Source organism: Bradyrhizobium sp. UFLA03-84 (genome assembly GCF_002289535.1).
Lineage (GTDB): Bacteria > Pseudomonadota > Alphaproteobacteria > Rhizobiales > Xanthobacteraceae > Bradyrhizobium > Bradyrhizobium viridifuturi.
In genome coordinates this window covers 452,809-465,180 of sequence record NZ_NSJY01000014.1, presented here as the reverse complement: position 1 = coordinate 465,180, position 12,372 = coordinate 452,809, and the positions used below count along the sequence as shown (strand labels likewise).

5 protein-coding genes are annotated in these 12,372 nt (G+C 62.2%); all 5 read left to right on the top strand.

All coding sequences use genetic code 11. The features are described 5' to 3' along the window. Positions 1-1,683 precede the first annotated feature (1,683 nt). The 5 genes from CK489_RS23725 (at position 1,684) to CK489_RS23705 (ending at position 12,347) form a co-directional block, all read left to right on the top strand. Positions 1,684-5,790, top strand: a complete 4,107-nt coding sequence (locus tag CK489_RS23725) for a T1SS-143 repeat domain-containing protein (RefSeq protein ID WP_095734014.1) — start codon at positions 1,684-1,686, stop codon at positions 5,788-5,790. A gap of 190 nt (positions 5,791-5,980) precedes the next feature. Further along, positions 5,981-8,110 carry a type I secretion system permease/ATPase gene (locus CK489_RS23720; protein WP_245350524.1) on the top strand — a complete coding sequence of 710 codons (2,130 nt, stop codon included), beginning with the start codon at positions 5,981-5,983 and terminating at the stop codon, positions 8,108-8,110. Between the two features lie 146 nt (positions 8,111-8,256). Beyond that, on the top strand, positions 8,257-9,654 hold the full coding sequence (locus CK489_RS23715) for an HlyD family type I secretion periplasmic adaptor subunit (protein ID WP_158226489.1): 1,398 nt from the start codon (positions 8,257-8,259) through the stop codon (positions 9,652-9,654). Positions 9,655-10,479: 825 nt separating this feature from the next. Beyond that, positions 10,480-11,715, top strand: coding sequence for a tyrosine-type recombinase/integrase (locus CK489_RS23710; RefSeq protein ID WP_095734012.1), 1,236 nt, complete (start codon positions 10,480-10,482; stop codon positions 11,713-11,715). A 194-nt stretch (positions 11,716-11,909) separates the two neighbouring features. Then, positions 11,910-12,347: a DUF5658 family protein gene (locus CK489_RS23705; RefSeq protein ID WP_095734011.1), complete on the top strand. Its 438-nt coding sequence runs from the start codon at positions 11,910-11,912 to the stop codon at positions 12,345-12,347. Positions 12,348-12,372: the final 25 nt, after the last annotated feature.

The window sequence follows — 12,372 nt, the reverse complement described above, 5'->3', positions numbered from 1 at the left end:
TTCGTGAGCATAGTTCAGCCGGGCAAAGACGCCTGACAACAAAGGCCCTGCGAGGTGGCACACGCTGAGGCCGAGGACGAACGTCATGTCGGGTAAGTCTGCGCCAGCACGAGCGCGGCCGCAATAGAACTGCATGTCAGGTGCAGTGACCCATCCCAGTAACGGCTCCGACGCTCACCGGGGTTGGCTGGCAACGCGCCGGAGCCGTGCCCACTAAACGCTCCGGTGGGAGCGCCGACTTTATCTTACTGAGAAGAGCGGCAGTGGCGACGACGCACCCGGATTACCTCTCCGACCCCAGCGAGAGGCCGACTAGAAAAGGGTCCGTCTCACGCGACGGCCCCTCTACCGGACAAATGAAAATTGCTTCGGGATGAAATCTAGCCCCGGTATCAAGATTTTAGAATCAAATGGCCCTGATGTTGACTCCGTAGAATCATGGAGCGGAAAAAGCCCCCGGCGCGCGGCCAGGGGTTCTGGGAGTTTTCCTATGCGTCAACTAAAATCGGGACGTGACCCGATGCGTTTAGGACTAGCACGTCACGGCTTCATTCATCCATAGCAATTACCACTTTTTCCCGACCGAAAAGCAGCGGCCCTGCTACGCCTAATCTAGGCCGGCTATCTCACCCAGCACGGGTGCGCCCGGCCCAAGCTCGATGTCGTTGTCATCCGCAAGATGTCGACCGGCGCGAGCTACATCGGCTAACTTGCGGAGCCCGTGGTGAATCAGTAAGCCACGCTCGAGACCCACGGATGCGTTGGGGTTTGGCAGTTCCGAGCAAACCATCGAAAGTATCGATCTGCGATCGAGAGTTAGATTGGGTTTGGACTGCAAGCGGCCGCAAGGTTCGCCACTGGTCGAGCGCCGCATCACGGCGGATTGAGAGCGGTTCGCTAACGCAGACCAAATTTGGAATAGCTTCCTGCGCGTTCTGCAGCACGGAGAATAGGCACCCAAGTGAAGTGGAGTAATTTTCCTTGATGTCAGGGGCGTAGCTCCTTGGTCGTTAGCCTGCTAATCCGGAATTGCCACTTTGTCCCGCCGCCAGATCTGCGGGATCCAATTTGCCTAGACTTCCACGTGAAAAGGCTTGCCTTCCGCCATCATGTCGGCCTCCGCTAGTCCTCACGTCTCGGGCGCCTATTTTTTGCCCACTTTCGATGATGGCAGCGAGTTCTATTGAAGAAGGCTGCAATGCGCCGATGACGTGCTTGTTTGAACTACGCGCCTCATGGTTGCGAGCAGTTCATCGCGGTTCTGACCAAAGTGGTAATCCCTCGTCGGTATTTACCTAGGCTATGTCGTTGATCAACCTACGATGATTACGTGCGCGATCGTTGATTGCGCCAGGTCGCAAGCAAATATCGCCACACCATTTATGGTTTTTTGCTTTCCCGGTTTGCATCCCTCGCCGCAAATAGTTACGGCGAACTGGAGGGCGCATGCCGCAACGTTCGATCATTGATGTATCGGAGTGCTGGCCATCCAGCGGCGCTCCAGGCAAGGTCAATTGGCCAGACCGGGAGTTTTGATACCTCCGCCTGGCCCCCGTTTTTTTTGAGTACCGCACTCGTGATCTTCGGCAACGATGCCCGGAGACCGACGCGCCGTGGAATTTCTGTGCCGTGCAGTTGCCATCAGCCTGATCGTAAAGCTCACAACTCGCTGAGGAGCATGCCATGTCACTTACCATCACCAGCAAAGTTATTGAGGACGAGAACCTCGGGCTGACAACCCTGGCCGCCGACGTCGACGCCACCGATCCCGACAACAACGTCGTTCTCTCCACCTTCCAGAGCAGCATCAGCACCTCATCGTCGCTCGGGACCGAGCTGACGACACTGGGGATTTATCTCGATACGACCACGAACGCCGGCACCGGCACGAAGCAGGCGATCGGGATCGCGGAGAACGCGATCGTCAGCACCACCGACCAGAATTTGAAATTCACCACCAGCAGCGGCGGGACCCTGAGCGCCGTCGATGCCGGCTTCAAGGCCGATGATGGCAACGAGATTTTCCTCTATTCCGATCCGAGCAATCCCGACATCGTGCTCGGCCGCGAAGGCACCGGCACGACCGCAAATCCCAATGGCACGGTGGCCTTCGCGCTCCTGCTGCAGCCGACGGCCGGCGGCGCGACGATCTGGGTCGTGCAGTACGAGGCGCTCTTCAACACAAATCCGTCGGCGGGAGAGGACGCCAACACCCTCGATCTCACCAACAAGGTCTACGTCAGCGGCTCGTCCACCTCCACTTCCTCGTTCAACATCGGCACCAAGCAGCCCGGACAGAACTACTGGTTGCCGTTCGCCAACACGACCAGCACCCAGACTGTCCTCGTGACCGGGCTCGATGCGAGTTCGTCCAATCCCGACACCGTCAACACCAGTTCGGTCGGCGACGGCAGCGACAGCCAGGCGGTCACCCCCGGCCAGGCGCTACGCTTCGATTTCGTCAGCAGCTATGCGGTCGGCTCCGGCGGCAGCACCAAGGACAAAACCTTCCTCACCGACGGGACACTCAACACCCTCGTCTATACCGAAGGCACGGGGGCGAGCTTCGACATCAGCCAGGTGACCCCCACCCACAGCCTGATCAACGTGAAGATCATCGCACAGAACGAGTCCGCCGCCACGTTCGGCTCCGCGCAGACCAACACTTCCACCAGCACGGTCGCGATCGGCGAGATCAAGGTCTGGACCGGCGGGATCGGTGGGACCCTGATCGCCGACTCCGCGCGGACGACCGGCAACAACGGCATCACCTTCGGCGGCTCCACCAGCGGCCCCGACGGTACCGTCAACGGCCTCACAGCGGGAGAAACGATCCAGTTCACCTCCCTGGGCAACGCGCAATTCGACCAGTTCGTGGTCGAGAATACCCTGCCCCCGGGCAACACGCCGGGCTTCGATATTCTCAACGTCACGGAAGCGCAGACGAACACGACCACCGACACCACGGAAGTCGGCTCGCACATCCTCTTCGAGGACAGTGCGCCGACGGCGAGCACAGCCACGGTGACGGCCACGGTGGACGAAGACGCCCTGGCCGGCGAGACGACCGGCGAGACCGGCTTTGGCGGCACGTCCACCGGCTCGGTGACCAGCCTGTTTAATTCCGGCGCCGACAAGCCATTGACCTTCACGCTGTCCGGCTCCACCTCCGGACTGCCTGCCTTGACGTCGGACGGCGTCGCGGTGACCTATTCGATCAGTAGCGCCGCGGGCGTCGACACCCTGACCGCCAAGGCGGGGACGACGACCGTCTTCACCTTCGCACTGACCGAGGCGACGGGAGCCTACACGTTCACACTGTCGGCCCCGATCGATCAGGAGACCCCGCAGAACGGCTCGCCGGAGGGGACGTTCTCCTTCAGCAGCCTCAGCTCGCTGATCCACGCCACGGACGCTGACGGCAGCATAGCCACCGCTGCCAGTGGTGCCCTGACGCTGACCATCATCGACGACCAGCCGACGGCGAGCACGGCCACGGTGACGGCCACGGTCGACGAGGACGCCCTGGCCGGCGAGACCACCGGCGAGACCGGCTTCGGCGGCACGGCCACCGGCTCGGTGACCAGCCTGTTCAATGCCGGCGCCGACAAGCCATTGACCTTCACGCTGTCCGGCTCCACCTCCGGACTGCCTGCCTTGACGTCGGACGGCGTCGCGGTGACCTATTCGATCAGTAGCGCCGCGGGCGTCGACACCCTGACCGCCAAGGCGGGGACGACGACCGTCTTCACCTTCGCACTGACCGAGGCGACGGGAGCCTACACGTTCACACTGTCGGCCCCGATCGATCAGGAGACCCCGCAGAACGGCTCGCCGGAGGGGACGTTCTCCTTCAGCAGCCTCAGCTCGCTGATCCACGCCACGGACGCTGACGGCAGCATAGCCACCGCTGCCAGTGGTGCCGTGACGCTGACCATCATCGACGACCAGCCGGCGTTCGTCGCTAACGCATCGTCGTCGGGAAGCGTCGACGAGGACGCGCTTTCGACCAACCTTCTGCCCGACGCGAGCGGGGCGAGCGCGACGGCATCGGGCTCGGTCAAATCGTTGTTCACAACGGGGGCGGACGCGCCGCTCTCGTTCAGTTTGTCGAGCATAGTCACCAGCCTGACCAGCCAAAACCTGGTTTCGGGCGGTACGGCGCTGACCTATTCCGTTGCAAGTAGCGGCGGGATCGACACGTTGACCGCGAAGGCGGGCTCAACGACCGTCTTCACGCTGGAACTGGCCGACCATGATGGCGTGACTTTCCCCGACGAAACCGGCAGCCGAACCGCCGGTGACTGGTTTTTCAAGCTCTTCGCGCCCGTCGATCAGGCGCCTGGTGCCAACGACTCGAGCAACACCAAGATCGACTTCAGCGCGCTGATCCAGGCGACCGACGCCGACGGCAGCATGGCAACCGCCCCGGCTAACGCCTGGACGGTCACCGCGATCGACGACGTGCCGGTGAACTTTAATCCGGAGGCCATCGTCGCCGCGGATAACGTGCAGGATGCTGCCGGCTCGACTTTCACCGCGAACCTGGTCAACACGGTCGCGGCCGACGGAACCGTCGACGCCAACTCGTCGCTCACCATCGACCAGCACGCCGGCGCCGACGGCTACGGCGCGCTGTTCTTCACCGGCACCAACGGCTCGCAGCTGTCGGGTCAAATTGGCGGCTCGACCCAGAACCTGAAAGCGAACGGGAGTAATATCTACCTGTTCGGGTTCGGCACGGGCACGCTGACGGCGACCACGGATTCGACCGGCGCCGGGCTTCCCGGCGGTGCGAGTGGATCCCCCATTACGGCGGATGAGGTGTTCACGATCGCGCTGAACCACACGAGCGGTCAGTACACCTTCAACATGCTCCAGCCGATCAGCAACGGTGCCAACTTCACGTTCAGTGATTTCGCCGACGTGCCGCCCAACAACTACGCGTGGTTCTCGCTGCCGTTCAACCCGACGACGAAGCAGCCCGTCAGCCCTGGAAAATCGGTGGTCTTCACCGGGCTCAGCCCCGGTGTCGACACTGTCAATCCTAGCTCGACCGGGGTCGGCACGGACAAGCAGTCGGTGGCCCCGGGTGCGGCCATCCGTCTTGACTTCGTTGACAACGTCCACTCGATCACCAGCACGACCGACCTGAAGTCGCTCAGCACCCTCGGCTATCTCGATCACTACGAGGTCAACAACAGCGGCTTCACGCTCTCGCAAGTTAATCCGAGCGGAAAGGCCGTCGACATTCGCCTGGACGCCTACGAGATGCCGGAAGCGACGTCGCTCTCCCCCGGCGGGACGTTCCCGGCTGACTCGAGCGGCACGCATGAGGCGATCACCGAGGTCAAGGTCGTGACCGAGGACGCTAGCGGCAATATCACCGGCACTCTTGCGGACTTCACGGCAGATGGGACGAAGACGTTCACCGGTGGCGGCGTCAGCCAAACCGTGACAGCGGATTTCGCACCAACAGGCGACAGTAATGGCGTGGACCTGCAAGGCCTTAAACTGGCCCCCGGAGAGTTCGTGCTGGTGAGCACGGCGACCGGGTTCGATCGCCTGCTGGCGACCAACATCGGCAGTGTCTACAACAACAAGAACACGTTCGACATGGGCGCGGTGTCAGTCTCGACCCTCAACGTCGGTCAACCCGTCAGCATGGCCTTCAATCTCGCGCTGCAGGACTATGATGCGTTCCACGCAATGGGAGGAGGCGTCACTAACCTCACGGAGGTGGGAACGGGCACGCTCAACATCAATCTGACCGCGCCGACGCACGCATGAGTGCTGCGATGCGATCGGCACTTGCAGGCAATCCTGGGCCGGGCGATCAGCCCGGCCCAGGTCCGGCGCAGCACCGAACTGCGCGGAGCGCGAGATGAGCGACGTGGCGGCGCGGGCGGAAATGGCCGAGGTCAAGCCGGCGACCGCCGGCACGCCTAACGTCGAACCGCGGTCCGGGCCAATCACGGCGATGGACTTCGGACTGGCCGGGCTCGCCGTGATCGCGGGATATTACCGGATCGCGGCCGACCCGGCGCAACTGCATCATGAACTCGCGTTGACCGGCCGGTTTGCCGAGCCGGAGGATATCGTCCGCGGCGCCAGCCAACTGAAATTGCGCTCGCGCATCCTGCGCGGCGTCACGGCCAAGCGCCTCGCCGCCATTCCCTATCCGGCGCTGATCCGTCTTGCGGACGGCACCTTCAACGTGCTGGCCGCCTCACCCACGAAGGGGCTCGCGCGGCTGCTCGATCCGATCGCCCGCATTGCGCAGGAGCTGCCGATCGAGGAGATCGCGGCGCGGTCATCGGGCGAGGTGGTGCTGATCACGCGCCGCCTCGGCGGAGCCGGGACAAACCCAAGGACGTTTGGATTCCTCTGGTTCCTGCCGTCGATCCTGCGCTACCGGTGGCCGCTTACCCAGGTCGCGATCGCATCGCTTTTCGTGCAGCTGTTCGCACTGGTCACGCCGATCTTCTTCCAGCTCGTCGTCGACAAGGTGCTTGTCCACAAGGGCCTCTCTACGCTGACCGTTCTGATCGTCGGTCTGTTCACGCTCGGACTGTTCGAGTGCGTTCTGCAATTCCTGCGCTCCTATACGCTGAGCCACACCACCAACCGGATCGATGTCGAGCTCGGCCGGCGTCTGTTCCATCATCTGTTTCGGCTGCCGCTGGCCTATTTCGAGACGCGCGCCGCCGGCCAGACCGTCGCGCGCGTGCGTGAGCTCGAGACGATCCGCAGCTTCTTGACCGGTCAGGGGCTGACTTCGCTGCTCGACCTCGTCTTCACGCTCGTCTTCTTCGTGGTGATGTTCATCTATTCGTCGAGACTGACGCTGGTCGTGCTCGGCACGATTCCGGTCTATCTTCTGATCGCGGTGCTCATCCGCCCGATCTTGCGTGAACAGATCAACGAAAAATTCAACCGCGGGGCGAGATCGCAGCAGTTTCTCGTCGAATCGATCGTTGGGGCGCCGACATTGAAGGCAGCCAGCGTCGAGCCGATGATGCAGGCGCAGTGGGAGGAGCGGCTCGCGTCCTATGTTCGCACGTCGTTCGATGCCGGGGTCACCGGCTCGCTCGGCCAGAACCTCGTTCAGTATGTCAGCAAGGCAACGACGGCGCTGATCCTGCTGTTCGGCGCACAGGCGGTGATCGACGGTGCAATGACCGTCGGCGAGCTGATCGCGTTCAACATGATCGCCTCCCAGGTCGTGGCGCCGGTTCTCCGCCTCTCCCAGCTCTGGCAGGACTTCCAGCAGGTCCAGGTTTCCGTGGCGCGGCTTGGCGACATCCTGAACACGCCGCCGGAGCCCACGCCACAGAACCTGTTGACGCTGCCGCCGCCGAGGGGCGCGATCGAGCTGCGCGGCGTGTCGCTGCGCTATCGGGCGGATGCGGCCGCAGCGGTGCGCAACGTCACTCTGTCGATCGCCGCGGGCGAAGTCATCGGCTTCGTCGGAGCGTCGGGCTCGGGCAAGTCCACCCTCGTCAAGCTGGTGCAGAGGCTTTATGCGCCGGAGGCGGGACAGGTGATGCTTGACGGCGTCGATATCGCCCAGCTCGATCCGGGCTGGCTTCGTCGCCAGATCGGCGTGGTGTTGCAGGAGAACATCCTGTTCAATCGGTCGATCCACGAGAACATCGCGCTCGGCGATCCCGCCGCGCCCCGGGCGTGGGTGATCGAGGCGGCGAAGCTCGCCGGCGCCGACGAGTTCATCGCGCAGATGCCGCAGGGCTACGACACGATCATCGAGGAGCGCGGCGCCAATCTCTCCGGCGGTCAGCGCCAGCGCATCGCGATCGCGCGCGCGCTCGCCACCAATCCGCGCATCCTGATCTTCGACGAGGCGACTTCGTCGCTGGATTACGAGAGCGAGCGCATCATTCAGGAGAACATGCGCGCGATCGTGCGCGGCCGCACGGTGCTGATCATCGCCCATCGGCTGGCGGCGGTGCGTCCGTGCACGCGCATTGTGGGAATGGACAAGGGCGAGATCGTCGAGGTCGGAACCCATGAGGAGCTCCTGGCGCGTCGAGGCGGCCTCTACGAGCGACTCTGGGCGTTGCAGTCGGATCAGGCGAGGGCGCAGGCATGAACCAAAGAGCCGCACCGCTGCCCGCACCAGCGCCCCGTCCACCTCCCTCCTCGCCCGCCGTGATTGTCAGCGGCCGCGACCGCGAATTCCTGCCGGCCGCGATCGAGATCCTGGAAACGCCGGCACCGCCCCTGCCCGCCGCGACGATGCTGACGATCTGCCTGTTCTTCGCGGCCGCGCTTGCCTGGTCGTTCTATGGCCGGCTCGACGTGCACGCGGTGGCGCCCGGCAAGATCGACACGGCCGGGCACGCCAAAGTGATCCAGCCGCTCGATCCCGGCAAGATCGCCGCCCTCCATGTCGAGAATGGACAGCACGTGAGGGCGGGCGACCTGCTGCTGGAGCTCGATCCCGCGGAAGCGGCCGCGGAGGAAAGTACCCAGCGCGATGCGCTCTATGCGGGTCTCGCCGAAATCGCCCGCCGACGCTTCGCCATCGCGACCGCGCGCGCAGTGCTCAACGGTCCAGCGAAATCGAGGGAAGCAGGCGCGCACGAGGCCGTTATCGCGCAACTCGAGCAAGTCGCCGCGGACCCGGCGCCGCGCATTGTCTGGGGTGCCGAATTCCCGGAAGCGATCCGCTTGCGCGAGGCTGCGGTGTTGACGGCCGACGTCAACCACCTCATCGGCGACTTGCAAAGCATCGACAAGCAGATGGCCCAGAAGGAGGCGACACGCCGCCGCCTGGACATGAGGATCGCCTATCAGGACAAGCTGATCCAGACGCTGACCGAGCTCCTCGGCGTGCGCCAGCAATCATATGATCTCAAGGTCGGGACCAAGATCAATCTCTACGACGCCAGGGGCGAACTGGAGAAGTCGCAATCATCGCGGGCCTCCGACCAAGGCGAGTTGATCGAAACCGAAGCTGCGCTGACGGAGCTCGCGAGCGAGAAAATCAAGACCCTGTCGCAATTCGTCGCCGATAACGGAAACAAGCAGGCTGAGGCCGAGCGCAAGGCGGACGGCGCCAAACAGGCGCGGGTCAAGGCGTGGGTGCGGCTGGCCCGCACCAGGCTCCATTCGCCGGTCGACGGCGTCGCGCAACAGATCGCGGTGACCACGGTCGGTCAGGTCGTCACCACCGGCCAGCAGCTTCTGGTCGTGGCGCCGACCGAAGGGGCGCTGCAAGTCGAGGCGCTTGTCGCCAATCTCGACATCGGCTTCATCAGGCCGGGCCAGACCGCAGCGATCAAGGTCGACGCCTTTCCCTTCACCCGTTTCGGCGTTCTGCACGGAACGGTGATGCGTATCGCATCCGAGGCGGTCGAGGAGCAGGAAGCCAAGCGCGGTCTCGCCAACGCGCCCGCCACTGCCAATACGGCTGGCGCCCCGCCCGCCAGCCAGGCCGGGCAGTCCCCGAGCTTCGTTTTTCCGATCACAATCGCACTCGAAGAACAGGCAATAAACGTCGACGGTACGGTGATGACACTCACCCCGGGCATGACCGTGACAGTGGAAATCAAGACGGACAGCCGCCGCGTGATCGACTACCTGCTCTCGCCGCTTGTCAAGGTTGCATCCGAGGCGTTTAAGGAGAGGTAGGAGCCGCGCGTGGTCGGCCGTGGCTTGGACCTTAGAAATCGAGTCGCAACTGAAGCCGCAGGGTTACCTCTCGCTAGGTAAGAAACGCTACACGCTAACGCAGTTCTCTCCTCGTCAGGATTTTGCACTTCAATCCTGGGGCTAGAGCCAATGCTGCCCGTATGCATTTTAAGTGGGAAGTGTTGTGCCCTGGTCGTGGCCGATCGAGACCACCATGCCAAAGATGAGCGGTCACAAGTGCAAAAGTGCGCAGAGGACCGGGCCAGCTTCAACCAAAGGACCAATCCCGCAATGCTAGGACGAAAAGAGTCGCGAGTACCAACACCAACGGTTTGATGGTGGGGTTAGGTTGAAGACGAACAAGTGGCGGCGGACCGCCGATCGCAGTCGCCCCCGTGCCGCCGCACACCGCGCGCTGAATTTTTCCTGCCCCAACGCAGGGATTGCAAAGTTCGATACCGTCGCCGCCCTTTTTGGAACCCAGCCATGACTGCAAGCGCCCCCGGATACGGCGCCTTTCCTGATCCTCCACACTAGAAGCACGCAAGCCATCTAATCGAACACTACAATACTGGCGTGCGGATGATTGAGCGGCGTCTCACGCAACAAGCGCGCACCTACAACGAGAAACAAGGTACTCGCGGCAGACGCCTTGATGCCGCCAGTACAGGGCTCTCGGTTGTTTTCCGCTGTTCGGAATCCCCCGTAAAATTGGCGCTTTCGTCGGCAGGCTGTATTCCTTAATTCGCCGTCGTTCCTCACTATCGAAGCGCAAACGGTAGCTTGGGACCTAGGCTCGGAGGATGGTTTTGATCGGAGGAACACGTGGTTGGAAAACTCAAGCCGCTCGATGTCGAACGCGAAACGAGGCGCGGAAAGTATCCGGACGGCGGCGGTCTCTACCTGATCGTGACTGGTTCCTCGGCGAAGAGCTGGTCCTATCGTTATTGGAAGGACGGCAAGGAGCGATGGCATGGCCTCGGCTCCTTCAGGGATGTAACCCTTAAGAGCGCTCGTCTCGCACGTGATGCAGCTCGCCTGCGTGTGAAAGGGGACCAAAATACAGCCGGCATAGACATCGTGCAGGAGCGCCGTGAGGCTGGCCAAAAGGCGAAGGCCGTGAAAGTGCAGGATACGGCGACGCCGACCTTTGAAGATTGCGCAGAGATCTACATCCGCGCGCTGTGGTCCACGTGGAGCGAAAAACACCGCGATCAGTGGCCCTCCTCGCTTAAGCGATATGCCTATCCGACGATCGGAAAGCTAACCATCGCGGACATCAAGCCAAGCCACATCCACGACCTGCTCGTGCCCATCTGGTTGACGAAACGCGAGACCGCTAACCGGGTGCGCGGCCGGATCGAAACTATTATCGCAAAGAACGCCGACATTGACGACTTCCACTTCCGCAATCCAGCGGAATTGACGAAGCAGCTCCGCGAGAAGCTACCAAAGCGGCCGAAGCGTTTCGTTCGCCACCACCCGGCCCTTCCCTATGCGGATGCGGCGCACTTTATGAGCGAGCTTCGTACGGCTGAGGGACGCGCTGGGATGGCGCTGCGCTTCCTAATCTTCACGGTGTGCCGCACGAATGAAATCCTCGGCGTCAGATGGTCCGAGATCGATCGGACCTATCCGACCGGTGCGGTGTGGCGGATCCCCGGCGAGCGGATGAAGATGGACCAGGACCACTGCATCCCGCTCCCGCAGCCCGCGCTGGATGTGCTCGACGAGCTGAGCAAAGGCCAGCAGAACGAACTAATCTTCACCAACCCGGACGGTCACGAGTTTTCTAAGAATGCGATGCTCGCTGTACTCGATCGGATGGGCTACGGGCACGTCACTGTCCATGGCTTCCGAGCGACTTTTGCGACTTGGGCGGAGGAATGCACAGACTATCCCGACGGAGTGCGAGAAGCTGCGCTGGCCCACAAATACAAATCCGAAACGACCGCCGCCTACCAGCGTGGGGCCAAACTGGAAAAGCGTCGAGCTCTTATGCATGACTGGGCCGAATTCCTCCTTGCGTCAAGCAATGCAACCCGCTTGGCGCGTGACTAGAATTTTCGTTAGACACGGCGCCTAGCGTCAAAATGATTTGCGCGCCGGATCCCCCTGCGGGGTCGACCATCGGCGAGACCGTCTGTAAACCAGAGCACACTTCGGCCCCGTAAAACTACGTCCGTAGTTGTGTCACCGTCTCTGAGCTATTCTTAATGAGAGCATTGACGAGGCTCTATGGGGGCAACCGACGAATGAAGGTTTGGATCTATACCGACACAAGCAAGAACGTCGGCGGCCCGTTGCATCTGCAGGTCTTTGCGACCACGGAAACGGCACAGCACTGGTTCAAGCAGAACGATCCCGAAGGCGTCGCGTACGCTTACGAGGTTACTTTGGGGGCACACTACCTCGCCAAAACGCTGTTGGTGCTCGTCGTCCTAATCCTTGGAATCGCCGATCTGTTTACCACTAACACGATCCTCAATCTCGGCGGGGGCGAGGCGAATCCATTCATGCATGTCGCGCAAAGGCTGCTGGGTTCTTGGTGGCTGATCCCGAAGCTAGCTTTCACCTACCTCATGATGTGGCTACTTTGGCGCAGCCACAATCCTTACAATATCGCGCTCGTAGTGGCCTTCTGCTCCACGCCAGTACTGAACAATCTTCTAATCATCGCGAGCGCACAGTGAACTGTGGCGCTGGCGATATCACCTG